Genomic DNA, 23,999 nt, shown 5'->3' with positions numbered 1-23,999 from the left:
TTTTAATTTTGATCAATCTTAAAAAAATCAAAATTTAATGTTGATTTTAACAGCAAAAGAAATGTCGATTATTCATATCTGTCTCGCCTAATCAGCCCCAGCAACAGGCAGACTGCCCCGCCGGAGTAGCCGAAAAGCAAAATCCCCTATCCGGGCTGCCGGACAGGGGATTCGAATAACGGCAAAGCGCTCTGACGTTATCGCTTATCGCTCTTCGCCAGCATCCACCGTGCAAGTAACATGACGGTGTACCAGCATAGAACCAGACTCCAGAGATCGTGTGAAAGGAAATGCGCTCCTCTAAGCTGCTGGGAGACCCCAAACAGGAGGCCTGCCCCTAAAGCCACGGCAAGCGCCACATACCGCCAGCGAGGGGCTACCGCGACCGCGGCGAAATACAACGCAAGCCAGGCGTAGCCTGCACTGGCATGACCTGCCGGAAAGCAGACGCCATCACCGCCCCCCCGGAGCAGGTTCTGAACCAACGGCACATAGGGCTGATCTCCGCCGAAGATATCAAGACTCCACGGGCAATCCACCCCAGTAATATGCTTGGCGCCGGCGACCAGCGCACTGGCGGTAGCAGGTCCTAATATCAGGTAAAGCAACACCCGGCGATAACGCGAAAGTGCAGGTACTTTCCAGCTCACGACGAAAGCCATACAGACCAGGATCAACAACCCGATACTGAGCTCCCGACCGCCCTTGTGTACGACTTCGCTGAAGAACCAGGAGTCTCGCAAGATCCAGCTACGCCCCTCCTCGGCATACAGCCAGCTCGACCAGGCCAGATCCAATTGCCAGCCGCTGATCAGACTTTGCAGCAATATAGCCACACCCAACGGCTGCAACAGTCTTAGCCAACCGGCCCCATAGGCTGTAGCCGGGAATGGCAACTCTGCGGCTTGGACCTTAACGTTCATAGCGACCCTCATACCAAGGCGTATACCGAGCAACTCGAGAACAGCTCTCGAGACAGTCAGTTCCGGCAAGATTAAGGGTCTAGATATGCCTGCGTTGTCTTAAGGCGAAATTAAACGGCAGCGGGAATAGCGCACCGCTCGAGCGAGTGTCCGGGATCAAGACACCCGTTCGCGCAGCGATGAAGGGATAAGATCAGGGCGGATGGACAGATACTCGCGAATACTGGTACGGCCATCGGCGAGAAAACTCGTATCGAGGAAATTATCGAGCACCTCGTCGCCGTGGCTTGCCGCCGATACCAGGCAGAACTTCAGATACCTTGGGAAAGGTAAAATATCGTCGCGCCAAATAACACCGGTGTAATGCCGCCCTACCCTGTCATGATACTCCTGTTCGGTCACGCACTTGTTCAGACGGTACTCCAGATCGGAGTACCCCGTACACATGCGTGCCGGACACTGAGGCCTTCCATCAAGCGCCACCGGCTGAACCTCTATCCAGCGATATCGATGTTCACGCTCATAAAGCTCGGTAAACTGATCGACCGGACACTCAAATTGGGCAGCGATAATGGAGGTGCTGGCACAGGGTTCGGTAGAACAGGAGGAGACCTCAAGGCTGTCTGGACACTGTCCGTGCCCGGCAATAAACACAATACCGACCTTGTTGAAGATACGGCGGTATCCCGACACCCTCACCAGACGGTAATGGGTAAGGCCCGGCACGCTTTCCCGAGCAGAGCGTTCCGACAATAGTGAACCAAAACCAACGACCGAAATCATCGCCTCCCCCGATACCTGTTACCAATAATAGTAAAGCGCCACAGCGGCCACGACTGTCAGCGGCAGCATGACAATCAGGCTTTTAAGATCCCCGAGGATGCGCTGAAAGACCAGCAGATGCACGATGGGGAAGGTGATGAACATGCACGAGAGCGGAATCCACCAGTGCAGTTTGAGGAAACCGAATGCCATGGCGCCCAACAGGGTAATGGCGCCGAGGTTACCGGCCATGATGACGGTAATCTGCCCGTTCGGTTTCTGCATGAACGCGGGCCGTTGATCCAGCGCCAGCTTGTTAAGTGCCCCGGCGCTCAGCGCAGCTGACATCGAAACGATACCGGCGAAAAGAAAGATATAAAGTGGTTCGGCCATAGCGCCTCCTTGTCTGTGAGGAGGCAATTGTAACGGCAGAAAGCATCAGATGATATTTCCGGCAGGCACCTGTGTGGTATCGAAAATGGTAGACTAACGCCTTTCAAGCCACTATCGACAAGCAACAGCCCTATGCCCGAATTTCTCGTTAACGAAGCCATTGAAGATTACGCCTATCTGCAAACCAGCGCAGAGCCGCCGCTGCTGCAGGAGCTTATCGACCAGACCAATCTGAATATGGGATGGCCTCAGAAGCTATCCGGTCGGCTGGTAGGACGTACTCTCAAACTACTCTCGGCTATGGTCAGGCCCAAGCAGGCACTGGAGATCGGCATGTTCACCGGCTATTCCGCACTGTCTATCGCCGAAGGGATGCCGGATGACGGGCGTCTGGTCTGCTGCGAAACTAATCCGCGCGCCATCGAGTTTGCCCAGGGATTTTTCGACCGCAGTGAACATGGCCACAAGATCGAAGTGATCTTCGGCCGAGCACTGGACACCATCGAGAAGCTGGATATGGCGCTCGATTTCACCTTCATCGACGCCGACAAGCGCAACTACCTCAATTACTATGAGCGTGTAAAGGAGATGACGCGCCCCGGTGGTCTGATTGTACTCGACAACGTGCTCTGGTCCGGCAAGGTGTTGCAACCAGAATCGGAAATCGACGATATTCTCGTGGAAACGAACAGACGTATTGCTGAAGATCCTGATGTCGAGAACGTGTTTCTGACGCTTCGCGACGGGCTTAACGTCGTACGCAAGAAGGATTGATTGTCAGCCACAGGGAGGCATCATGCGAAAACTGCTCTGGTTGTTGCTGCCTATCCCACTGCTGATCATCGCACTGTACACAGCCCTGCCATATGTCGCGCGCTCGCTGATCGAGCAGTGGCTGACAGATCAGGGCTTCACCGCCCCTCGAATCGAGCTGACACACCCGGGATGGGATCGCCTCGAGATTCCATCCCTGGCCCTTAAGCAAAGCGGCAACGAAAGGCAGATTCAGGTCAACGCCCGCAACGTTACCATTCTGTTTGATCCCCGACGCCTGATTCTGGCACAAGAGATCAGCGAGATTCGTATCCCGCAGATGCAGATCGGTATTACCGCCGAGCGCAGCATCGAAGCGCGACTCGAAACCAGCGCCGCTAAAGATTTCGACCTGAATCGAGTACCACCTTCGCTCCTGTTCCAGTACGCGCCATCGCGCAGACTGGTGATTGGAGAGGTCGCGATCGATTATCAAGCGCCTGAGCAGCCGGCCATAAAAGCCCGCGGCAACATCGATCTGACGCGTCAGCAATTACTAAGCCGCGTGCGCGTTGATATCACGCCTCAAAGCGGAACAGCGCTCGACCCGGTCTATCTGGACGCCAATTTCAGCGCCCGTCAGCAACTGGCTCTGGCGCTCTCACGCGATAACCTGATGCTGACTCAGATTACCGGCGACATCCGTACACAGGGCCCCGAGTGGAGTGCACACTTACGCAGTGAACTTGAGTTGCACTCACTGTTTGCTTGGATGCAGGGGTTAGTACCCCTGCTACCGGTGCCGATTAAAGAGGGCCGCCTAGGCAGCACACTGGATATCCGATGGCCGTCACGTCTGCCGCTGGACAACGCGCGATTGCTAGAGGCCTTAAGCGCTGAGGCCACCGCCACACTTCACGCTCAAGGCGGCCCGACCCGCATTGATGAAACACGCGTCGACAGCATCGATCTTCAGCTATCGGCCAAAGCCATCGTTGCGGCGGCCAACGTTCAACTGAGCATTCAACCACAGAGCCGTATTCAGGCGCTCAATGCCCGCACCGATGATTGGGCGACTGAAAGCCTGAAACTGCAGCTTGAGCAGGCCGTGAATGTCGAGACAGCACTCTCAAGTGACACGCCGCTGTCAGTTTCACCGATACGGCTGACCCTTTCACCCGAGAAAATCACACTCAGCGAGGGCGATTCAATTTCGCTGTCCCCGGTCGCAGCCGATATCAGGCTATCGACCGCCCCATTGAGCGCCGATTTCCAAATGTCCAGTAAAGCGGCATCGCTCGTGCTTAGCGGTAAAGAGCTCCCGAGCGCTGCCGTGCTGTTGCGCGGAAACTGGCAGCCAGATCGTGCGACCGGCAGTCTGCAGCTGAACACGCGAGCACCCGAAGCCAGCCTCAGCGCTAACTGGCAGCTCAGCGACAAGCAAGTCCGTGCAGACTGGCGTATGGCACCTGTCAGCCTTTCATCCCTGCAACCGACGCTAAAACGCTGGATCACTCAGTGGCCTGACGACCTCAATATCCTCAAAGGAGAGCTCAAACTAAGCGGACAACTCTCGGGTCCGTCGCCAGGCGCAGCAACTACCTCGACCGATATTGCGCTGCGCAGCGCACATCTGGCATATGGGACTCAACTCGAAGCGGAAGGTCTGGATGCGGATTTGGCCCTATCCGTCAGCCAGAACGCAAAAATCCGCTCAACCGGTGTACTTCATGCCGATCAGATCCGTACCGGTATCGATATCCTTGATACCCGTATCGCATACCGGTTCACACAAACCGAAGCTGGGCGTGCAACACTTGCGCTGGAACCGATCGATCTCAATTTGCTGGGTGGCCGGATACGACTACCGGCACTGGAGCTAAACCCCTTCGCGCCCTCGTTTCAGACGACTGCCAGCCTTGAGCAGATTCAGCTGAGCGAGGCGCTGAGTCTCTACCAGCAACCGGGGCTCACCGGCGAGACCTCCCTGGAAGGCGATCTGCCGATCACCTTCAATAATGGCGAGCTGGAAATCAGTGGCGGACAGATCAGCAGCAACGCCCCGGGCTGGATCCGCTACCAGCCCAGCGCCGAACTCGAAGCGGCCGCGCAGGCCAATACGGGGCTGCAGTTAGCGCTATCGGCCCTTAGCAACCTCCAACTTGATCAGCTCGATCTACGGGTAAACTACGCCCCCAACGGCGATCTGGAACTGAACAGCCGGCTGCGCGGTCAGAATCCAGACTGGCAGCAGGGGCGTCCGATCGATCTATCGCTCAATATCGAAGAAAATCTGTTACAGCTGTTAAGATCATTGCAGATATCACAACGGATCGGTGAATCGCTGCAGAAGCAGTTGAAGCGCTGAGCCTTAAGACCCTGTTAAGCTCGGTCATGGGAGCCTTGAGATGACAACCCACTTAACCGCGGAGGAGTTCCGACTATGCTGACATCAGGTGCGTACCGTCTCGCTCTGCCAGTCATGATATTGCTGCTGACAGCCTGCACGCCGACCGTGCAGATCGCGGCGCCCTCTGACCCGATCACCATCAACCTTAACGTCAAGATCGAGCATGAAATACTGGTCAAGGTAGACAAGCAGATCGACACACTGCTTGAAGAGAACAGCGAGCTATTTTAAGGAAGGTGACACAGATGAAGCGAATTACACTGCGGGCAATGATGGCGGCCCTGCTCATTATGTTGGCCACGCCGTCCTTTGCCCTGACGCTGGATGAGGCCAAAGCACGCGGCCTGGTGGGCGAACAGAGCACCGGCTACCTCGGCATCGTGACCGGCAGCGCCAATGGCGAGGTCAAGGCGCTGGTGAAATCGATCAACGACCAGCGCAAATCGCTCTATATCCAGAAGGCAAAAGAGGCCGGAGTCGAGGTGAAGATCATGGAGCTTCGCACTGGCGAGCGCCTGCTCAAGCGTGCCGGCAACGGCGAGTATGTGCGTACGCCCGATGGCAAGTGGATACAGAAATAAGTGATGCGACGTAAGGCCTTGTTACTGGCGTCGGCCCTGCTCGGCGCTACGGCATCACCTCTGGTTTTCTCCGCCCCCGGCGATGACAGCTGGACACTGAGCCTGTATCTGGAAAACGACCTGTTTGCCGATACCGACCAACAGTACACCAACGGCGTGCGCGCCTCCTGGGTCTCGCCCGAGATCGACAGTTTTATCGACGATCCCACCATTCCGGGCTGGATACGCGGCACCAACCGCGCGCTGACCATGTTCGACCCGCAGCCGGCACGCTTTGAAAAAGAGCCCAGCCGTCGCCTGATCGTCACCCTTGGTCAGCAGATGTACACACCTGCCGACCGGGATCGAACCACGCTCGATCCAAACGATCGCCCCTATGCTGGCTGGCTCTATCTGGGCTTTGGCTACCACACGCGCACCCGCCACAAGCTCAAGTCGTTCGAGGCTAACCTTGGCGTCGTAGGTCCCTGGTCACTGGCAGAAGAGAGTCAGAATTTCATTCACGATCTGCGTGGATTCAAGAAGTTCAAGGGCTGGGACAACCAACTGCATAATGAACCGGGTGTCCAGTTCATCTACGAATACAAGCAGCGTCTGATGTTCGGCGGCCTGTTCGAAAATTTCCAGCACGACCTGATCGGACATGCCGGAGGCAGTCTCGGTAATGTCGCGACCTACCTCAATACCGGTGCAGAGTACCGTATCGGTTATAACCTGCCGCAGGATTTCGGCACCTCAGCCCTGCGTACAGGCGGCGATAACAGCACCCCCACCTCCGTCGATCCAAGGCTACACAACGAATGGGGCGTCCATGCGTTCCTGTCGCTGGATGGCCGCTGGGTTGCCCGGGACATTTTTCTTGATGGCAACACCTTCAGAGACAGCCACTCGGTCGACAAGAAGCCGCTGGTCGGTGATGCTGCCTGGGGCGTCGCCGCGACCTGGGAGCGATGGAAACTGTCACTGGCGCGCTACTACCGCACCCAGCAGTTCGAAGGACAGGACGGCGGCCACAAGTTCGGCTCTATCGCCCTCTCCTATTCGTTCTGACCGACCGGATCCTCAGTCACCGATCAGAATCAGCTTGCCGGTTTTCGGATCGCGGTAAACCTGCCCTACCGACTCGAACCCCTGACCGGCAGCGCCCTCCATACCCTTGGGCATCTGCGGCAGCTCGCGCCCTTGGGATATCGCCTGACGCGGCTTGAAATGTTCGGCCAACGAAGGACTTTGTGCGACCAGCGCGGCAATCAGCCCGCAGGCAAACACCAGCATCAGGTCCAACAGATTGGCCAACGGCCCGAGCGGCTCATCCAGCTCCTGATCAAAACGGCTTTGTCGCCACCCTCCATTCACTATGCGGCCTCCTTCAGTTTCACCGGATCCAGCCTCGGACGAGACTCGATCTGGGTCAGAAGCTGGTCATACCAGCGCCGTCTCAGCCGTCCAAGCACAAAGCCCAGTATTCCGCCTAACAGCCCCATCACCGTCGTATCGAAGGCGACCGTCATTGCAGTCGTCAGAATGGACAACTCACCATCACCGAGCGCGGACAACCCGGGTCCAAGTGGGATCAGCGTCCCCATCAATCCAAGCATCGGACAGATCCGGGTGATGAAGTCTGCCCGCTCGATCCGGCGACGCCCCTGTCGCATCGCCCGCTCGGCATCGCCCCTCTCACGCAGGCGCTGCAACCCGCCGCAGCGCTCGCCAAGTGCTAGCCCCGACTCCCAGAGGCTCAGCGCCAGAAAGAACATCAGCCCCCACACCACAGGTTCGAGAAGCAAACCGGTAATCTGGTGCATGATGGTCAGTGAATAGGATGAAAGCATCAGTGTTTACCTCCCAGACGACCCCGTAGCAGGCCGCCGATAATGAGTAAGAGTGCCAGCACCAGCAACGGCCAGATCATGATCGGTGCAGGGCTGGACGCCTGCTCCGAGCGCTCGGGCGATGCCTGCTCAGGCTCAACGGCAGCTGACTCGGGCTGATCAAGTTGAATCTCCCGAATATGGCTTGGTGCATCGTCGGTGGCCGCTTCCTGATTCGGCATACGGCTGGCCGCCAGCACCTGCTTAAGCGCCTCGGCGGTGTCCGGCGTCAGGCGCGGCATGACAAAGTCATAAACGGGGTGCCGGGCATGGGTATGACCACTGCCGGGAATACCATATTGCAGGATGTTGTCGGCAAAACTCTTCGCCAGCTCATCGAGCGTTGCATCGTCGGTTTGCCAGAAGCCTTTCTGGGCGGCCACCAGCATCACTGCCATGATATTGCTGCGTACCTGCTGGTTATGGCCCTCCTTGAGAAATTCATCGACACCGAGATCGAGCGTGTCATCCAGATAGACCGACTTGACCTCGTCCCACACCCAGGACTGGATAATCTCGGGGCTGGTTACCTGCCACCCCCAGAGGTACTCCACAAACTCACTGCCCAACGTCCGCGCGCCCGAGTAGCCCTCCTCCATCAATGGCTTGATCCACTGTGGATTCAGGAAGCGGCCTCGCAACTCAGTGCCCAACGCCTGAGCCAGCGGGTCCAGACGTGCCTGCTCGGCATTGGCATGCTGAATCACGAAACTCTCCGGCGCTTTACCGGTAACCGTTTCGACCGCCAGATTAAGCCCGCCGAGGTAATCAAAGGCGTCGTTGTTATCGATCAGCCCATACAGATGGCTGGCACGGCCCAGATAACTGCGTCCAACCTGCTCCAGTTGACGCACGAAGTCGTCCTGAGCGCTGAGTCCCGTATTGCCCATACCATAGGCATGACCCATTCGCTTGATATAGGCCTCACCCACCTGTGTGCGTGAATCCCAGCTGCCCGAGCGCTCCACCAATCGATTGACGCCGGCACCGTAGGCACCGGGGGCAGTGCCAAACACACGCAGGCTGGCGCGGCGCCCAAGATCAGCTGAAGCCTGATCGCCATTTTCCCTCAGCAGCTGCCGCACCTCGTCAACCCAGTGTGCGGCCACCCGATTTGCCTCCAGCGACTCCTCGCCTCTGGTTGCCAAGCCGTCCAGCGGTGACAGAGCACCCTCAAGCGCAGGTACGAGAGCCGGATAGTCACGGGCGATGGTTTCACCACTGGCGGAAAGCGCCAGCAAAACGGCCTGATCGACCCACTCTAGCTGACGCCCGTACAGATCACGGAACAGACCCGAGGTGGTAAACAGCACATCATGGCGCCGCGGACGATGTTTATCGAGCGGCAGCAATTCCAGATCCTTGAAGATACCGCGGCTGTTCCATACCGGCTTGACGCCCAGCATGTCCAGACCGAACGCCACCATGGCACCTTCGTCGCGCACGGCATCCGAGGCCCAGAGGATCACCGCTTCCTTCTTGTCGGCGTTGTCCGAGTGTGCGGCCTGATCACGTGCTTTTTGTGCCAGCTCCGCACCCAAGGTGTATCCCAGCGGCGTTGGCAACAGGCTCGCATCCAGCGCATGGAAATTTCGCCCGGTCGGCAGTGCCTCCGGCGTCTTGATCGGGTCGTTACCTTTACCCGGTATGACAAAGCCTCCATTAAGGGAATTGATCAGTGACGTCATCTCGGCACGCGGCGAGTCACCGAGGGCCTGTCGCCATTGCGGCTTGATCGCTCCACCGTCAGCCATCGAGCTGAGCATGGTGTCGATCGCCTCCTGACTCCAGTTTCGACCGAAGGTGTGCAATCCCAGCGGCATGAACGATTCCTGCAGTTTGGTCAGGTAGTGGCCGACCTCATGCAACAGAAATTCGTCGTCCACCTCATCAAACCCTATGCCTCGCACCTTGAGCTCTTCATCCATGCTGGCGACCAGCTCGTCACGCAGGTTGAGTTGATCAATACGCTGACGAAGATCTTCCACCGCTCGACGTCGCGTGGTTACATCGCTGGCGGCTTCTGCGCTTTCGATCAGCTGACGCAGACCAAGCAGATCATCGTACAACTCGGTAACAGCCAGCGGCGGTGTCAGGTGGTCGATCATGACCGCCTTACCGCGACGCTTGGCCTGTATGCCCTCGCCAACGCCATCAACGATGTAGGGATAGATACTGGGCAGATCGCCAATCATCAGGGACGGATAATCGTCTTCCGCCATGCCGACACTGCGACGGGGCAGAAACTCGTAGGTCGAGTGACGCCCGACGTGGATCAGGGCGTCCGCCTTAAACTGATCACGCAGATAGTGGTAGAACGCCAGATATTGATGCGGTGGAGGAAATGACATGTTGGCATGCAGAAGCTCCTCGTTGAGTTCCCAGCCACGCGGCGGCTGCGGACCGACAAAGACATTGCCAAATTGCAGCCCCGGTATAAGGATCTGCCCCTGCCACACCATCGTGCGGCCCGGTGCTTCACCCCAGCCCCTGAGCCCCTCGATCCACATGCCGACCAGCGCATCCACCAGCTGATCAGCGTCCTGCCACTGCTCGGTGCGCTCTTTGGGCAACAGGCTGTCCGTCAGCAGAGACTGATAGCGTGTTGATAACTGATCGAGCAGATCCAGCGCCCGCTCACGCCCCTTGTTGCGCACGCCATCGAGGGCATGACGCAGATCTCCGAGCGTTCTCTGCACAAGCGACTGCAGTTCAGCATGAATAGCCGGATCGATCGGTTGGGCCTGATTATCCGACAACAGCGGCTTTACACGGGCGTGCAGATACCCAAGCGGGCCGTACACCATCTCCTGCTGCACCGTTTGCGGCAAGGTTGCAAACCACTGGCGATAGTCGTCGCTATCGACATGTGCCACCAGCGGAGCCATCTGTTCCAGCGCCTTGCGGTCCTCCGGTAGATTCACACCTCGCTGCTGAAGCAGGTCCAGCAGTACCTCCGGCGACTCGGGGAGGTCGCCGGTTTCATAACCTTCGGCTTGAAGCGATTTCAGAATCTCCCACAGCGACTGAGGCACGTTCAGATTGTCAGCGCCGATGTTGTGGCGCCCCGGCGGGTGGTTGTAGTACACAATCGCCACCCGTTTTTCGTGATTAGAGAGTTGGCGCAACTTGAGCCAGCGCTCAATACGCCGCTGTTGACGGGACACCGCATCGTCGAGCGGCTTCGAAAGTGTCAATCGCACACCGGTCAGCGCATCGACCCGGGCCTCGGACGCCAACGCCAGCACTTCGGGCTGACTCACTCCCTGTAACTCGGGCATGGCAACCCGGTAATAAACCGAGTCGACAGGTAACCCGTTGACCGAGAGCGCGTAGGTCTGTGCGTTATATTCATCAACGCGTATCCCCTTGAACACGGGCACGTTGAGATCCTTCAGTCGCTCGCTCACCGCTTCCCGGCTATCACCACCGCCGATGACAAAATCCTGTATGGAAAGAATTGCCCAGGGCGCATCACTCGGTGCAAGCTCGCCGATCAGTGCAACAGCCTCCTCACTGGCATCCCCCCAAGCCGCCAGCACCGATACACACTGCAAGCCGATTCCCTGACAAAGCCGCTGATGCAGAGCCCAGTTTCCAGGCAGATCGCCGGTTTGGTGATCCAGCACGAAGAGTGTGGGGACATCACTGGACAACTGCGCTTTGAGCACATCAGGGCTCATCGACTTGGTATCGAGATATACCCGCACCGGCTCATCAATTTGCGGCGCTTTGAGATCCGTGGAGTTAGGCCGTAACAAGCGCTGCCAGAGCATGGCCAGATTGTCGGCATTGCGGTATTGCCAGTACGCCTTTGCCAGCAGCCAGTTGGCGAATGCGGGATACTGCTGTTGCTGGACACGAAGCCAGTCGATATAGGGTCTATCCGCAGGCGCTCGACTGAACAGATGCTTTTTATCCTGTTCATCAAGATTCTCGAATTGACCGCCCTCGGTATCCTGATGCAGTGCGTATAGCCTGCGATCACTGTGGAAGATCAACCGCGTCTGATGAGTGCCCCGAGGCAATGACAGAAGACGCTCAACCGGTGTGCCGAAAACGCCTGCAAAGAGCACCACATCGGCACTGCCGAGCAGCGTCTGCAGCTCGGTGTCATCCATCTCGTTAACCTGAGATACGCTGCGCAACTGGATGCTATGATCTGGATAATTCTTGAGAAAGCGGTGAGCACCGGCAGCCAGTACCGGCGCTGACCGATCAGATATAATCGCCACTGCCTGCTTGGCGGTATCGGCCAACGCGGGTAACGGCCATGCAAGCGAGCACAATAACAGCACGAGAAGCAGACTGAGTTGGATCGAATTTAGCAGTAAGGGTTTTGGAAGGTTGCGCATGCAGACTCCTGAAAAAATCCACACGCACCGGCAAGCCAGATTCGATAAAGCACTGTTCGAACCGCAAAACATGCAAAACTCATCAATAACCCGGATCGGATACCCAGGCCAACGGCAAACGCCAACCGGGCCGAGCGCTATCGGGTCTTGAAATAGAATAATGCTGTCTCAGGACACCCCGCCTGGTGCGCACTCAGCGAACCTCGACGAAGGTTCGCACCATTACTGGCCGGTCTCCGGGCTTGGAAAAGGGTTCTGGCGTCAAGGGCCAGTTCCGATGGACTGAAGCCTTCCCATGGATCTCTCCACAGTGGCGTTGTATCAGCCTGTCACTTTTCGTTACCGTTGCGGGGGCAGCGCAGGATTTTCACCTGACTTCCCGATTATCCCCTGAATGGCTGAAGGCCACGGGGCACCTGTAATGAGGTTGCAGAGGGTAACCAGACAGCAGCACTGCTGCAAGTCCGATCGATGAGAATTCAGCAAAGGCAGGCAGGATATGAGTGATCCGGCGTTAAATGAAATGATCTGGCAAATCGTGGCGTCCATTCCGCCGGGAAAAGTGGCCACCTATGGTCAGGTGGCGGCTCTGGCAGGCTGCCCGAATCATGCGCGCTACGTGGGTTCGACACTTAAAAAACTGCCCAAGGATACAACCCTGCCCTGGCATCGGGTGGTAAACGCCAAGGGAGAGTCGTCCTTTCCCAAGGACAGCGACGGCTACAAACGACAGCTCGCGCGCCTGAACGATGAGGGTGTTTCTTTCCGCAACGGAAAGCTATCGCTTAGCCAGTACGGGTGGGTTTAACGCCGTCACTCCGATTCGGTATCGGTATTGAGCAGATCATCCGATTCGCTGTTACCTTGCGGGAGGACTGAATCCAGAAGCCGGGACAAATTGTCGTTCATCTGCGTCTGTTGCTCATCGGATGCACCGGTGTAGCGGGCGTCCTGCTGGATCAGGCCAGAGAACAACTCTCGCCCGAACTGCCCCGGCGCTCCGAGGAATCCCAGTGACGGTGCGCCAACACTATCAGCAAGCTCTTTCATCAGATGGCCAAGGCGTCGGCCCGGCTTATCGACAGCCTGGTCCGTCTGCTGTACCTGCTCGTAACTGGCGACGCTCGAATACTGGCGAGAGTAGCTCATATTCAGGTTCATCGATGACAGTTCGGCGCTATCGAAATCAAGGTGGGCGCTGCGCTCAAAGGCCTTTTGAACATCACCGTCGAAGAACTCGTCGGCAAGCTTGCTCACATCCTTGATCAGATTCTGCAGCGCATCGAGTTCATCCTCATCCAAATCGCCCTCGACACTGAACTGATATTCGCTGCTCTCCGACCGGCTCAAGCTGAAAAATGCTGCCGAGCCACCGGCGCTGTCCGTTGAGGCGGCAAATGCGGCCTCGAAACTCTGGGACCGCGAAAAGTTGATCGAAATACGATCACCGTCGCGAGTGGTTACCTCGAGTGTCATATCCTCGGCATTGCTGAAGCGCTCAAACATCCCAATGCGAGTTGAAGAGGTTATATCCGACGGCTGACTCTGCCCGGGCGCAATAGCTGCCAGGGCATCGTTGGTCGCAGCCTCAGTTGCATCGACCTGAGCGGCAATATCACCGTGCAGTACGTTAAGGCTGCTGAGCACTTCCCGTGCCTGGGCAAAGCCCTTCTCCACACCCTCAAGCGCCGCCTGATACATCGACTGCAGACGCTCGCTGTCGGCCCCCCGGTCGGCGGCAGACGCAAGCCCAGACGCCACGAAATCCGCAATACGCCCGGCTACCTTTTCAGGCGTATAGTCATCCGCCTCCAGCGCTTTTATATCCTCGGCGGTCATACCGGGTATGTTATCCGCCAGCTTGCCGAGCAACTTCTCCATCGCCGATGCATTGAGGCTGCCGGACAGCTGATTCTGGTCACTGTTGGACTTGACCGGGTTATAGAGTTGAGTACTCAGGGGCGAGAAGGAGATGTTGGGCACGGTCGGCTCCGGGGTGCTTATAATCGGGTGTTCAGGTACCGCAATAGACCAATCCCGGCCCTGCGACACCGTCCTTTAGTTATCGGTTGCTCAGTCCATAACTTTAATACAAATGCTCAATTTTTGACCAAAATCAGGCATAAACGGAGCCACCTCCCCTCCCTGCTATCCATCACTTGTCAGCGCCGACTGGCGGGAGTAATTTAACCGGTCGGTCAAAAAGGAGAATAAGAAACAATGGTGAGCCAACCCAATATTGAGATCATCGAAGCCGATCTGGGTGTTGCCGAACAAGCTGACGATTTTCGCCAACTCCTGAATGAGTACGCGCAAGACCCCATGGGCGGCGCTCACCCGCTGGATCAGGATGTGCTGGAGCGTCTGCCACTTGCGCTTACACAACGCAGTGACAGCTACACACTTATTGCTTATTGCGACAGCAAGCCCGCGGGCCTGCTCAACGCTTTCGAGGGGTTTTCCACCTTCGCCTGCGCGCCACTGCTCAATATCCATGACGTGGTCGTGAGTCAGGGCTTCCGCGGCAAGGGTATCGCTGACCTGCTACTTGAGGCTGCCGAGGGGATCGCCCGCCGCACAGGGTGCTGCAAGCTCACGCTGGAAGTGCTGGAAAACAACACCCGGGCACAGTCGGTGTACCGGCGTTGTGGCTATGCCGGTTACGAGCTGGACCCGGAAACCGGCAAAGCGATGTTCTGGCAGAAAGTGCTGAAAGACTAAATAGTCGGTTGCATCTCGGCAGGGGTCAGCTCTGCACTGCCTGCATCGGAGGTAAACCAAAGCTGTCCATCCTGCACCGTGCACTGCAAACGCATCTGGCGGGCAACCAGAGCAGTCAGTGCCGCGCTGTCGGTCTCGGTTATACGCAACACACGCAGGTTATCGAACCGGATCAGTGAACGCTTGATCCCTTGCCACCAGGGGTCTACCTGCTGATCACTGCCATAGACCAGCAATACCACTTCCTTCGCGCGCGAACAGGCTTTGCGCAAGCGTTTTTCACTGGGTAGCCCAACCTCGATCCAGCGCTCGATTTCACCGTTGGGCGCGTACTGCCACAGATCCGGCTCATCATCGACACACAGGCCACGGGTAAAGCTCAAGTCCTCATCCGCATAGAGCGCAAATGCCAGCAGACGCATCATCATCCGCTGCTCTGTCTCCGAAGGGTGCAGCGCCATTGTCAGCGGATACTCGGCATAATGGTGCCGATCGAGATCCGAGATATTCAGCGTCGCTTTATAAATTATTGATTTTAGTGCCATCTGACTGTTGATCCTGAGGTCTGCGCGGGTGAGTATTATACTAGTCGATAGTCGTCTTAGGGCCGCGAAGCGGAAGGATAGCGCCATGCCCCGTCTCTGGATACTGATATTTACTGTCGTGCTGCTGTGGTCGGGCTGGGCACCGAAAGATCGTCTGACCTGGTTTCTTGAAGTAGCTCCCGCGCTGGCGGCACTGGTTTTGCTCTGGAGTACACGCCACCGCTTTCCACTGACGCCCCTCACCCTTTGGCTGGTGTTGGTTCACTGCCTCATACTGATGGTCGGCGGCCACTATACCTATGCAGAAGTCCCACTTTTCGACTGGATCGCCCAGTGGCTCGACCAAAGCCGCAACAACTATGACAAACTCGGACATCTGGCACAGGGCTTTGTACCGGCACTGTGCGCGCGCGAGCTGATCCTGCGTCTGAAGCTGATCAACGGGCGTCGCTGGAGCGCCTTTTTTATCATCTGCTTCTGCCTTGCGCTCAGCGCTTTCTATGAGCTGATCGAATGGTGGGTGGCGCTCGCCTCCAACGAAGCGGCCGATGCGTTTCTTGGCACCCAGGGATACGTCTGGGATACCCAGTCTGACATGCTGATGGCGTTGATCGGCGCCGTACTCGCGCTTGCCACACTCGGCCGTTATCATGACCGCCAATTGGCACGACTCGACCGTTATCCGGTTCCATTGTCCACCAACGCTGCGTGACCGCCCATGAGTGAAGAGATCAAACAACGCATAGATCAGCTTATTCGCAGCGATGAAGAGGCCGATGCCCCTCTCTACCCCGAGGTATCGGACAGCATGGAACCTGATCAGGTCGCACTGCTGCTCGAGTCTCTGCCGCGCGAAGCCCGTGCCGAATGCTGGGCCCAGGTACCGGTCGAGCAGCGTGTCGATGTTCTGGTGGAGATGCGCACCGAGGCGCGGGCCTCGCTGCTGCGCGACTTCGACAGTCAGGCACTGGATCAGCTGATTTCGGACCTTGATGCCGAAACCCTCATCGAGCTGGCCGAATCACTGCCTGAAGATGTTGTCGATATTGCACTGGCACGTATGGACGAGCGCCAGCGCGAGCACTATGAGCGTTCCGCTCAGTACGATGAAAACGCGATAGGACGTTACGTCGATCACCAGTTGCTGATCCTGCCGCAGAACAGCCGTGTTAGAGACGCTGTGCGCCTGCTACGCCGGGAAACACCCCTGTTTACGCAACACCTCTGGCTGGTGGATCGTACCGGTCGCTATGCCGGGGCCGTTGAGACACGCGCCCTGTTCGGGCAACCGGATCATCTACCGCTGATAGAGCTTGAGGAAGATGAGTTCGAACCGCTGCAGGCAACACGCTCCCTGCGCGAGGCCACCGAAGCGTTCGAACATGCAGAGGTGAGCGCGCTTCCGGTGGTCGATGACAGCGGTCGCCTGCTGGGCCGGATGACGCAAACACTGGCGCTGGAGCTACTGCATGAACATTACGAAGGCCAGTTGATGGCCAGTGCTGGTCTGGACGAGGAGGAGGACCTCTTCGCTCCGGTCATGCGCAGCTCCCGCCGCCGTGCCACCTGGCTCGGTATCAACCTGCTCACCGCATTTCTCGCTTCTTGGGCTATCGGACTTTTCGAAGGCACTCTGCAGGAGGTGGTCGCGCTGGCGGTTCTGATGCCCGTTGTCGCATCAATGGGTGGTATAGCCGGCAGCCAGACGCTGACACTGATTATTCGTGGCCTGGCGTTGGGGCAGATCAGTGCCGCCAACATCATGCCGCTTTTGCGCAAAGAACTCAGTGTCGGCGGACTCAATGGCGTTCTATGGGCGCTGGTGATCGGGTTTGTCGCCGCGTATTGGTTCTCAAGCCCCGGTATTGGCCTCGTCATCGCGCTGGCGATCGTGGTCAATATCGCCGTTGCCGCACTCTCCGGTGTCATGGTGCCGGTACTGCTTGAAAAACTGAAGATCGATCCGGCGCTCTCCGGCTCGGTGATTCTGACCACCGTCACAGATGTGGTGGGCTTTGTGGTCTTTCTTGGCCTGGGATCACTCTTCCTGACCTGATCGGCGTCAGTTGTCCTGACCACCGATCAATCTGACCGAGGCGCTTTTAGGGCACTCAGGCTGCTCTGTGTCCTGACCTTTATGCTCTGCCTTGTTCTGATACATCGCACGATCGGCCTGGCTGAGAAACTGTCCGGCGCTGGGGTAATAATCAGGCCCTGCCTGCGCAATCCCGATACTTAACCGTATGGCTCCTTCGCATTCTGCCAATGCCTCGACCAGACGATTTACGCAGATATCCTGTGCCTGTCTGGCGTTGCAGCGCGGCAAAATGATGCAGAACTCGTCGCCGCCATAGCGGAAACAACCGTCTTCACTGCGCGATACCTGCAGGATGGCATTGCCGACATTACGCAGTATCTCATCACCGCGCTGATGTCCCTCGGTATCGTTGAACAGCTTGAAATCATTAATATCGATATAGACCAGACTGATCATCTCGCTGCGGTTTTCCGCCATACGGAGATAGCGCGTCAGCGTCTCATTCAGGTAGCGGACCGACTGAAGGCCGGTCAAAGGGTCGGTACGCGCCATCCGCTCGAGCTGATGGGTACGCTCACGCACCTTCTCTTCAAGAATTCTCGCGTACTCTTCAGACTTTTCACGCGAGGTTTCGATCTCGGATAGCAGGCTGCGAATGTAAGTCTCGAACACCAGCGTTATGTCGAACATGAATACTTTTTCGACCGCCTGCAATGTATCCATCCGCCGATCCGCATCGGGAATCTTGCTGCCGAGATAATCGGCGATCAGGCTTTTGAGAGTATACACCGCAGACAGATACAGCTTGGTATCGACACCGATACGCTTGTGTACAAGTCCGATACGCAGACGGTTATTGACATAGTCGATGTCATAGACACCGCTGAACAGGTCTGAAATGTAGCGCTGCTGCGCGTTACGCAGACGCTGCAAGGTATCGGCATCGCCAATCAGCAAGGCGATTTCCGGTGTGTTCGTCTGCATCTCGTAAAAGGTATCGACGATGCCGCCAAGCCCCGACTCGACAATTTCGCGCGCATCCACAATCAACTTGATATCACGCTCTGTAATCATAAACAGGCGCTGGCGGTTTTCGATCTCGAATTCCGTTATACGAAGCTGTTCCAGCAAAGTCTGGTCTGTTTGCTTCATACAAATTCCCTCTTGGTAACGATCCCTGCTCTGTTGACCAATTAAGCCGTAAGCTCGTCTGTTAAGCTTAGGTCAAGATAACCAACTAACCTGATCGGGTATAACACTTTCCCGCGAAATTGACCAGTGATCGCAGACGCCGCCAGAGGTAAGGTTGCAGCGATTTTTGATATGGATATGAACCCGCTTCACCTCAACTGCAGAAGATTTCATCATATAACTAAAAGATCTGAATCCGTTTCACATTTATAATGCACCCAGCGAAACGAGACAGAATGGACAATCATCATGCAACTGAGCCTGCGCGAAAAGTTTGCCGACCCCAGCCGGGGCATCTACTTCATCGGAACCACACCGCCGAGGGATACCACCAGCGATGAACAGATGAAGGAGATAGCCGGAAAACTGCTATCCCGCCTGGCAAAGCTGGAGTACGACGGACTGATCATCTACGACATTCAGGATGAAAGTGCTCGTATCGACACCCCTCGCCCCTTCCCGTTCAAGGAAACACGTGATCCGCGTGAGTATTCACGTCTGATCTCAGACCTTTCCAATCGGGAAACCATTACCTACAAAAGCGTTGCCCAGCGTGACCGGGCCGATTTCGATCGCTGGCTGGACGAAGCGTGGAACGACTTCGGCCTGCGCAATCTGGTGCTGGTCGGCAGCCCCTCTTCAGAGGGCGATATTCGCCTGACCCTGCCGGAAGCCTATGCAGCGATCAACGAACATCAATACCCCTTCCATCTCGGGGGCGTCACCATTGCCGAGCGCCATGCGATCAAAGGCAACGAGCATGAGCGTCTGCTCAACAAGCAGGCCAACGGCGTTGAATTCTTCGTTTCACAGGCCGTGTATAACCCTCAAGCGACCATCGATCTGCTGGCCAGCTATGCCCGCAGCTGCCGCGAACAGGGGATCACGCCGAAACGCATCATTCTGACGTTTACGCCCTGTGGTAGCGCCAAAACGCTGGAATTTATGGAGTGGCTGGGTATTTCGGTTCCGCCTGCAACACGGTGGCGGATATTGGATGCACAGAACCCCTTGGCTGAGTCGATCCGTATCTGTCAGAACAGCCTCGACCAGATTCTCGAAGCCTGCATACCACTGGGTCTGCCGCTAGGACTGAATATCGAGAGCCTCACCAACCGCAAGGAAGAGATCGACGCATCGATCCAGCTCTATCGCCTGCTTAAGGCAACATTGGATCTAAAGCTCGCCGAACATCAGCTTGAAGGCTAATCAACGGGTTGATCCTTCGGGGTCAGTGACTGAATCAGTTCATTGGCCCCCATCGCCTGCTGCGCTTTCAATGTTTCCCGCTTCGCCTTGAGCTCTTCGTACCGCTCAGGCTCCCAGATAATCACTTTGCGCTGGAAGTCGACCTTGTACTGGACCTGACGCAGGAAATCCATTCCCAGAAGACCGTCGTGCCTGGAGCGGCCGATATGATCAATCACCATCGCTCTGGCCGACTTGATCTTGAAAGGCCCAATCTCGATCCGATCCAGATTGATCGCGTGGACATCGATGATATCACCGCTGGCAACCTTGGCCTTGCCCGCCCGGTAGGTTGAGCCATTCAACCCAGACAACGCCTCCCGATGAAATACCGTGCCCGACGCCCCTGTATCCAACAGCATCTGAGTATCGGCACGACGTCCGCCGTAAACGGCCCTTACCGGCAGAATCACGCCATTGTCGATTATCCTGACCGGCGTTTCGAGTTCGGCAATCGCCTCATCGAGCGATGCCAGAGAGCTGTCGATTTCACTGCGTAGCCGGTTGAGCTGTCGATCACGCGGCGACAGCTCCTGATGACTGTTCAGTGCGCCGGGCTCAGCACGGGTTTCAACCTGATCACGAAACTGAATCGGGATCTGGCTCTGTCGATTAACGAAGACCTTGCGCCCACGCTCGTCGATATAGTGGTAAATCTCGGCCGAAACCGGCAGGGACGCGAGCACAAGCATCAACAGTAACGACTTGCACAGCGGTCCGCGCGCCGCTGACAAACGCCCCTGCCGCTTGAACAAGCCTTCAGCCACCGGCCAGCTTGACCTTGAACCCTTCGGATTCGAGGAGTTGTTTGATCGGTTCACGGTGATCTCCCTGTATTTCGAGCACACCGTCCTTGAGTGCGCCCCCTGTTCCACATCGCTGCTTGAGCCGCTTCAACAGCGCTTTCAGCTCACTTTCCGACACCGGCACACCGCTGATGGTTGTGACGCCCTTACCTTTACGACCGGAGGTCTCTCGGCGAATTCGCACGATGCCATCCAGTGACGCCAGGCGCTGTTTATCCGCCAGTTCGTCGCAAATACAGTCATCAAGCGCCTTGCCGCACTCGGGACAGAGCCGCCCCTTGTCGGTGGAGTAAACCAATCGGCTGAGTTGATCCTGCAGTGATGCCATGTCTAAACCTTTTCTCTGTCTTTTGCACTCAAAGCCCAATACCACCGCCAATCTGGCGGGCAAGGTATGTGGCGTAAGTGTCGGTCATTCCACCGATAAAATCGAGCGCACGAATATAGCACTGATACAGCGGCAGATCCGGTGCCGGTGCGTGGATTCCCATTAGGCTCAGTATCTTCTGGCTGCGGTAGCCCAGATCATCCGGGCCCTGGCTGTGCTGCTCCCAGACCGCCTCAATAAACGCCTCAAGCAGAACGCCCAGCGTGGTATAGGCGCCCACCTCGAGTTCCGCCTTGCGGGTATCCGGGAACACCCTTTCTCGAGCCAGCTTCTTGGCGCTATAGATACCATCACGCACCATCGGATCGCCGTCGCTGACCAGCTCCCCCGTGTACTCGCCCCGCATGATGGCGGGCAGATTAGTCATGAACGCAGAGACCACCGAGTTGACCATATTCTCCATGGCCTTGCCGCGCAGTGCGGAGATTTTGCGCCGAGCCGATGCCTGGCTGGCAAAGATCTCGTCATCAAACTCCAGATCGCCACACATCTCCAGTAGTATGGGTTTGACCTCTTCGAAGGTTAAAAGATGCAGTTCTATCGCGTCTTCAAGATCCAGAATGGCATAACAGATGTCGTCCGCCGCCTCCATCAGGAACGCCAACGGATGACGCGCCCAGTAGTTTTCATCCAGACGGATCAGCCCGAGTTCGCGCCCCAACGCATTGAGGATATCGACCTCCGCCAGAAAACAGCTGAATTTGCCCTTTTTTCCTCCCCGCTCGGCTGTCCAGGGGTATTTAAGCAGCGCACCGAGGGTGGGATAGGTCAGACGAAGCCCGCCATCGAACAGGTTGTTTTCGATACGGGTGACGACTCGAAACCCCTGCGCATTGCCCTCGAAGGTCTGCAGGTCCAGACGCTCTCCGACGCTGAGCGAGACGAAACGTGGATCATCGGCACGGCGGCGGAACCAGTCGCGTATGGCGTACTCTCCGGCGTGGCCGAACGGTGGATTGCCAATATCGTGGGCCAAACAGGCCGACTGCACGATCATGCCGATATCGTAGGCACTGACCCAGGGCGGCAGTTGATCGGCGAGCAACTCACCTACCCGAATACCCAGACTGCGACCGAGGCTACCAACCTCCATGGAGTGAGTCAGGCGGGTGTGTATGTGGTCGTTAAGCGCCATCGGATGCACCTGGGTCTTGCGCCCCAGGCGCCGGAAGGCACTTGAGAAGATGATGCGATCATGATCCTTGTGGAAATGGCTACGGCCCAGCTCCTGTTCACTTACCTGCTCATGACCGTAGCGTTTGGTCGTCAGCAGCTCGGACCACTGCATCTGCATTATTACATCCTCTGTGTTCAGTAGAGCTTCCTGTATACCATACCCAGATGCGCACGCTCATCCAGCGCGGCGCAAATCGAGGGGGCATTACGTGCCGGCAGTGTCAGTTGCAACACGACGCCCGCCCCATAGGCGCTTTCGACGACGACCGCTTCAAAGCGGTTGATCATGGAGTCGATACTGCCCTGCTGATCGTATGAGAACTCGATCTCAATACCGGACATGGGCTCACGATGTTCCAGTGGCCAGCTGGCCAGCAGCTCCTTGACCGCCCCGCCATATGCACGAACAAGACCGCCTGCACCAAGCTTGATACCCCCGAAAAAGCGGGTGACCACAACACAGCAATCGCCAACACCCTGTCCCATCATGACGTTCAGCATCGGTTTGCCCGCTGTGCCTGAGGGTTCACCATCGTCATCGCTACCGGCTGCCCTTGGCATCGATGGCGACCCGATGATATAGGCCGAGCAGTGGTGGTTCGCAGAGGGAAAACGCTGACGCTGCGACTCGACGAAAGCACGAACCTCAGCGTCAGAGCTGACGGGGCAACCGGTGGCGATAAAGCGGCTCTTCTTGACCTCGGTTTCTACCTCGAACTGGGCAACGGGTACCCGGAAGCTGTCTGACACTTCGCTCTCCGCACGGATCGTTTGGTACAAAAGAGCGTATGTTAACCGCGGGACATGCAGAGCCACAAATTGACATAGCATTCGTAAAGGAATGACGTACATTGCAGAGCAAGGAAGTATCTTATTTCATTAGGTCAGTCGATATGCAGCAATTAAACCCACGCGCCCTTGAATATCTCAACGCCGTTGCCAAGCATGGGGCCATCCGCAAGGCGGCTGCCAGGTTAAACGTTGACCCATCAGCAATCAGTCGCCTGCTATCGCAATTGGAAGACAATATCGGCATGCCGGTTTGGGATCGATCCAACCCTCAGAAACCACTCACCCCAGCAGGTGAAGAGTTGCTGCGTTATTTTAAAACCATGCAGGCAAGTGAAGCCGCAACCATGTCACGCATCCATGACTTGGTCGGTTTGAGAACAGGTGAAGTCCGAGTGGCCGTTGGCGAGGGATTCATTTCTGACTTGATATCGTTTCCCCTTCAAAGTTTCTTAACAGCTTACCCTGGGATTAGGATTAGCGTTGAAATGGCGGGGGCACTGGATGCAGTACAGATGCTTGAAGATTCCACGATAGACTTTGCCATTACCTACGCACCTGCCCGACACCCAAAACTTCATTGCTTAGCAGAACGACATCACCCACTGGATTTGATAACACCTGTGGACCATCCTTTGGTGCAAGAAACTCCCCCCCTGTCTTTTGAGCACATCCTCAACGTTCCACTCGCGCTTATTGATAGTTCTACCGGCATGGGAAGGCTCGTGAGTTTTGTAGAGGAAGTAAGTCATGTGAGACTAGAACCGAGGTTAAGAACAAACTCCGTCGCAGTACTTAAAAATTTCGTCACGTCCGGGATGGGCATTACGTTCATGCCCAAACTTACTGTGATCGATGAAATTCGTTCGGGAAAGATTTCGGTGGTTCCCATGGAACATCAAGCCCTGTCACAAGCAAGAGCAAGAGTGCTATGTGCCGAGGGACGAGAACTCACCCTGGCTGCTCAAGCATTCCTTGATCACCTCAAACACTCTATGGCCTTTCTGAAATTCGACGCTAACGAGGTCAAGTGTTGACCAAAAATCAAC

General features: G+C 56.6%; 24 protein-coding genes and 1 riboswitch. Of the genes, 11 read left to right on the top strand and 13 right to left on the bottom strand.

The window, feature by feature from the left end; translation table 11 throughout:
* Nucleotides 1-197: 197 nt before the first annotated feature.
* The 3 genes from ADIMK_RS08875 to ADIMK_RS08865 form a co-directional block, all read right to left on the bottom strand.
* Nucleotides 198-923 carry a phosphatase PAP2 family protein gene (locus tag ADIMK_RS08875; protein WP_036186462.1) on the bottom strand — a complete coding sequence of 242 codons (726 nt, stop codon included), beginning with the start codon at nucleotides 921-923 and terminating at the stop codon, nucleotides 198-200.
* Between the two features lie 156 nt (nucleotides 924-1,079).
* On the bottom strand, nucleotides 1,080-1,706 hold the full coding sequence (locus ADIMK_RS08870; RefSeq protein ID WP_036186459.1) for a hypothetical protein: 627 nt from the start codon (nucleotides 1,704-1,706) through the stop codon (nucleotides 1,080-1,082).
* 18 nt (nucleotides 1,707-1,724) lie between these two features.
* On the bottom strand, nucleotides 1,725-2,078 hold the full coding sequence (locus ADIMK_RS08865; RefSeq protein ID WP_036186456.1) for a hypothetical protein: 354 nt from the start codon (nucleotides 2,076-2,078) through the stop codon (nucleotides 1,725-1,727).
* Nucleotides 2,079-2,210: 132 nt separating this feature from the next.
* Between ADIMK_RS08865 and ADIMK_RS08860 the strand changes: the two genes are divergently transcribed.
* The 5 genes from ADIMK_RS08860 (at nucleotide 2,211) to ADIMK_RS08840 (ending at nucleotide 6,872) form a co-directional block, all read left to right on the top strand.
* Nucleotides 2,211-2,852, top strand: a complete 642-nt coding sequence (locus tag ADIMK_RS08860) for an O-methyltransferase (RefSeq protein WP_036186454.1) — start codon at nucleotides 2,211-2,213, stop codon at nucleotides 2,850-2,852.
* Nucleotides 2,853-2,874: 22 nt separating this feature from the next.
* Nucleotides 2,875-5,199 (top strand): intermembrane phospholipid transport YdbH family protein, encoded by a 2,325-nt coding sequence (locus tag ADIMK_RS08855; protein WP_036186451.1) that lies wholly within the window; start codon nucleotides 2,875-2,877, stop codon nucleotides 5,197-5,199.
* Between the two features lie 75 nt (nucleotides 5,200-5,274).
* A complete protein-coding gene (locus ADIMK_RS08850; RefSeq protein WP_036186447.1) occupies nucleotides 5,275-5,472 on the top strand; it encodes a YnbE family lipoprotein in 198 nt (65 codons plus the stop codon).
* A gap of 14 nt (nucleotides 5,473-5,486) precedes the next feature.
* Nucleotides 5,487-5,822, top strand: a complete 336-nt coding sequence (locus tag ADIMK_RS08845; protein ID WP_036186444.1) for a YdbL family probable chaperone protein — start codon at nucleotides 5,487-5,489, stop codon at nucleotides 5,820-5,822.
* Between the two features lie 3 nt (nucleotides 5,823-5,825).
* A complete protein-coding gene (locus ADIMK_RS08840; protein ID WP_036186442.1) occupies nucleotides 5,826-6,872 on the top strand; it encodes a lipid A deacylase LpxR family protein in 1,047 nt (348 codons plus the stop codon).
* Nucleotides 6,873-6,884: 12 nt separating this feature from the next.
* On the opposite strand, the gene ADIMK_RS08835 is transcribed toward ADIMK_RS08840, so the two are convergent.
* Genes ADIMK_RS08835 through ADIMK_RS08825 form a run of 3 tightly spaced genes read right to left on the bottom strand, consistent with a single transcriptional unit; the run spans nucleotide 6,885 to nucleotide 12,048 of the window.
* Nucleotides 6,885-7,178 (bottom strand): DUF2149 domain-containing protein, encoded by a 294-nt coding sequence (locus ADIMK_RS08835; RefSeq protein WP_081849726.1) that lies wholly within the window; start codon nucleotides 7,176-7,178, stop codon nucleotides 6,885-6,887.
* Nucleotides 7,178-7,654, bottom strand: a complete 477-nt coding sequence (locus tag ADIMK_RS08830; RefSeq protein ID WP_051692744.1) for a MotA/TolQ/ExbB proton channel family protein — start codon at nucleotides 7,652-7,654, stop codon at nucleotides 7,178-7,180. Before ADIMK_RS08830 ends, ADIMK_RS08835 begins: the two co-directional genes overlap by 1 nt.
* Nucleotides 7,654-12,048 carry a cobaltochelatase subunit CobN gene (locus ADIMK_RS08825; RefSeq protein WP_081849725.1) on the bottom strand — a complete coding sequence of 1,465 codons (4,395 nt, stop codon included), beginning with the start codon at nucleotides 12,046-12,048 and terminating at the stop codon, nucleotides 7,654-7,656. The genes ADIMK_RS08830 and ADIMK_RS08825 overlap by 1 nt, the downstream gene beginning before the upstream one ends.
* A gap of 210 nt (nucleotides 12,049-12,258) precedes the next feature.
* A riboswitch (cobalamin riboswitch) is annotated at nucleotides 12,259-12,483 on the bottom strand.
* 88 nt (nucleotides 12,484-12,571) lie between these two features.
* Here ADIMK_RS08825 and ADIMK_RS08820 point away from each other — a divergent pair.
* Nucleotides 12,572-12,856, top strand: coding sequence for an MGMT family protein (locus tag ADIMK_RS08820; protein ID WP_303645114.1), 285 nt, complete (start codon nucleotides 12,572-12,574; stop codon nucleotides 12,854-12,856).
* A 5-nt stretch (nucleotides 12,857-12,861) separates the two neighbouring features.
* Here the strand turns inward: ADIMK_RS08820 and ADIMK_RS08815 are convergent, their stop codons facing one another.
* A complete protein-coding gene (locus ADIMK_RS08815) occupies nucleotides 12,862-14,031 on the bottom strand; it encodes a DUF5610 domain-containing protein (RefSeq protein WP_036186435.1) in 1,170 nt (389 codons plus the stop codon).
* A 237-nt stretch (nucleotides 14,032-14,268) separates the two neighbouring features.
* On the opposite strand from ADIMK_RS08815, the gene ADIMK_RS08810 reads away from it, so the two are divergent.
* Nucleotides 14,269-14,769, top strand: coding sequence for a GNAT family N-acetyltransferase (locus ADIMK_RS08810; RefSeq protein WP_036186433.1), 501 nt, complete (start codon nucleotides 14,269-14,271; stop codon nucleotides 14,767-14,769).
* On the opposite strand, the gene ADIMK_RS08805 is transcribed toward ADIMK_RS08810, so the two are convergent.
* On the bottom strand, nucleotides 14,766-15,314 hold the full coding sequence (locus ADIMK_RS08805; protein ID WP_036186431.1) for a YaeQ family protein: 549 nt from the start codon (nucleotides 15,312-15,314) through the stop codon (nucleotides 14,766-14,768). The genes ADIMK_RS08810 and ADIMK_RS08805 overlap by 4 nt on opposite strands.
* A gap of 85 nt (nucleotides 15,315-15,399) precedes the next feature.
* On the opposite strand from ADIMK_RS08805, the gene ADIMK_RS08800 reads away from it, so the two are divergent.
* Nucleotides 15,400-16,026: a DUF2238 domain-containing protein gene (locus ADIMK_RS08800; protein WP_036186430.1), complete on the top strand. Its 627-nt coding sequence runs from the start codon at nucleotides 15,400-15,402 to the stop codon at nucleotides 16,024-16,026.
* A gap of 6 nt (nucleotides 16,027-16,032) precedes the next feature.
* Nucleotides 16,033-17,370, top strand: a complete 1,338-nt coding sequence (locus tag ADIMK_RS08795; protein ID WP_036186428.1) for a magnesium transporter — start codon at nucleotides 16,033-16,035, stop codon at nucleotides 17,368-17,370.
* A gap of 6 nt (nucleotides 17,371-17,376) precedes the next feature.
* Here ADIMK_RS08795 and ADIMK_RS08790 read toward each other — a convergent pair whose 3' ends face one another.
* Nucleotides 17,377-18,504: a GGDEF domain-containing protein gene (locus ADIMK_RS08790; RefSeq protein WP_051692743.1), complete on the bottom strand. Its 1,128-nt coding sequence runs from the start codon at nucleotides 18,502-18,504 to the stop codon at nucleotides 17,377-17,379.
* A 288-nt stretch (nucleotides 18,505-18,792) separates the two neighbouring features.
* Between ADIMK_RS08790 and ADIMK_RS08785 the strand changes: the two genes are divergently transcribed.
* Nucleotides 18,793-19,752 (top strand): methylenetetrahydrofolate reductase, encoded by a 960-nt coding sequence (locus ADIMK_RS08785; RefSeq protein ID WP_036186426.1) that lies wholly within the window; start codon nucleotides 18,793-18,795, stop codon nucleotides 19,750-19,752.
* Here the strand turns inward: ADIMK_RS08785 and ADIMK_RS08780 are convergent.
* The 4 genes from ADIMK_RS08780 to ADIMK_RS08765 are packed head-to-tail and all read right to left on the bottom strand — an operon-like array spanning nucleotide 19,749 to nucleotide 22,911.
* A complete protein-coding gene (locus ADIMK_RS08780) occupies nucleotides 19,749-20,612 on the bottom strand; it encodes a retropepsin-like aspartic protease family protein (protein WP_156042853.1) in 864 nt (287 codons plus the stop codon). The two genes, ADIMK_RS08785 and ADIMK_RS08780, sit on opposite strands and share 4 nt — an antisense overlap.
* Nucleotides 20,551-20,925 carry a translation initiation factor Sui1 gene (locus ADIMK_RS08775; protein WP_036186423.1) on the bottom strand — a complete coding sequence of 125 codons (375 nt, stop codon included), beginning with the start codon at nucleotides 20,923-20,925 and terminating at the stop codon, nucleotides 20,551-20,553. Before ADIMK_RS08775 ends, ADIMK_RS08780 begins: the two co-directional genes overlap by 62 nt.
* Before the next feature lie 28 nt (nucleotides 20,926-20,953).
* A complete protein-coding gene (locus ADIMK_RS08770) occupies nucleotides 20,954-22,279 on the bottom strand; it encodes a deoxyguanosinetriphosphate triphosphohydrolase (protein ID WP_197027511.1) in 1,326 nt (441 codons plus the stop codon).
* Between the two features lie 17 nt (nucleotides 22,280-22,296).
* Entirely contained in the window at nucleotides 22,297-22,911 is a 615-nt protein-coding gene (locus tag ADIMK_RS08765; protein ID WP_051692741.1) for a YigZ family protein, read from the bottom strand.
* 101 nt (nucleotides 22,912-23,012) lie between these two features.
* On the opposite strand from ADIMK_RS08765, the gene ADIMK_RS08760 reads away from it, so the two are divergent.
* Entirely contained in the window at nucleotides 23,013-23,987 is a 975-nt protein-coding gene (locus ADIMK_RS08760) for a LysR family transcriptional regulator (protein ID WP_231517027.1), read from the top strand.
* Nucleotides 23,988-23,999: the final 12 nt, after the last annotated feature.

This window comes from Marinobacterium lacunae (genome assembly GCF_000705555.1).
GTDB classification, from domain to species: domain Bacteria; phylum Pseudomonadota; class Gammaproteobacteria; order Pseudomonadales; family Balneatricaceae; genus Marinobacterium_D; species Marinobacterium_D lacunae.
This window is presented reverse-complemented; position numbering and strand designations above follow the sequence as displayed.

Coding starts and splice junctions, on each gene's coding strand:
- ADIMK_RS08875 (WP_036186462.1), bottom strand. CDS start 923: ATGAACGTTAAGGTCCAAGCCGCAGAGTTGCCATTCCCGGCTACAGCC.
- ADIMK_RS08870 (WP_036186459.1), bottom strand. CDS start 1,706: ATGATTTCGGTCGTTGGTTTTGGTTCACTATTGTCGGAACGCTCTGCT.
- ADIMK_RS08865 (WP_036186456.1), bottom strand. CDS start 2,078: ATGGCCGAACCACTTTATATCTTTCTTTTCGCCGGTATCGTTTCGATG.
- ADIMK_RS08860 (WP_036186454.1), top strand. CDS start 2,211: ATGCCCGAATTTCTCGTTAACGAAGCCATTGAAGATTACGCCTATCTG.
- ADIMK_RS08855 (WP_036186451.1), top strand. CDS start 2,875: ATGCGAAAACTGCTCTGGTTGTTGCTGCCTATCCCACTGCTGATCATC.
- ADIMK_RS08850 (WP_036186447.1), top strand. CDS start 5,275: ATGCTGACATCAGGTGCGTACCGTCTCGCTCTGCCAGTCATGATATTG.
- ADIMK_RS08845 (WP_036186444.1), top strand. CDS start 5,487: ATGAAGCGAATTACACTGCGGGCAATGATGGCGGCCCTGCTCATTATG.
- ADIMK_RS08840 (WP_036186442.1), top strand. CDS start 5,826: ATGCGACGTAAGGCCTTGTTACTGGCGTCGGCCCTGCTCGGCGCTACG.
- ADIMK_RS08830 (WP_051692744.1), bottom strand. CDS start 7,654: ATGCTTTCATCCTATTCACTGACCATCATGCACCAGATTACCGGTTTG.
- ADIMK_RS08825 (WP_081849725.1), bottom strand. CDS start 12,048: ATGCGCAACCTTCCAAAACCCTTACTGCTAAATTCGATCCAACTCAGT.
- ADIMK_RS08820 (WP_303645114.1), top strand. CDS start 12,572: ATGATCTGGCAAATCGTGGCGTCCATTCCGCCGGGAAAAGTGGCCACC.
- ADIMK_RS08810 (WP_036186433.1), top strand. CDS start 14,269: ATGGTGAGCCAACCCAATATTGAGATCATCGAAGCCGATCTGGGTGTT.
- ADIMK_RS08805 (WP_036186431.1), bottom strand. CDS start 15,314: ATGGCACTAAAATCAATAATTTATAAAGCGACGCTGAATATCTCGGAT.
- ADIMK_RS08800 (WP_036186430.1), top strand. CDS start 15,400: ATGCCCCGTCTCTGGATACTGATATTTACTGTCGTGCTGCTGTGGTCG.
- ADIMK_RS08795 (WP_036186428.1), top strand. CDS start 16,033: ATGAGTGAAGAGATCAAACAACGCATAGATCAGCTTATTCGCAGCGAT.
- ADIMK_RS08790 (WP_051692743.1), bottom strand. CDS start 18,504: ATGAAGCAAACAGACCAGACTTTGCTGGAACAGCTTCGTATAACGGAA.
- ADIMK_RS08785 (WP_036186426.1), top strand. CDS start 18,793: ATGCAACTGAGCCTGCGCGAAAAGTTTGCCGACCCCAGCCGGGGCATC.
- ADIMK_RS08775 (WP_036186423.1), bottom strand. CDS start 20,925: ATGGCATCACTGCAGGATCAACTCAGCCGATTGGTTTACTCCACCGAC.
- ADIMK_RS08770 (WP_197027511.1), bottom strand. CDS start 22,279: ATGCAGATGCAGTGGTCCGAGCTGCTGACGACCAAACGCTACGGTCAT.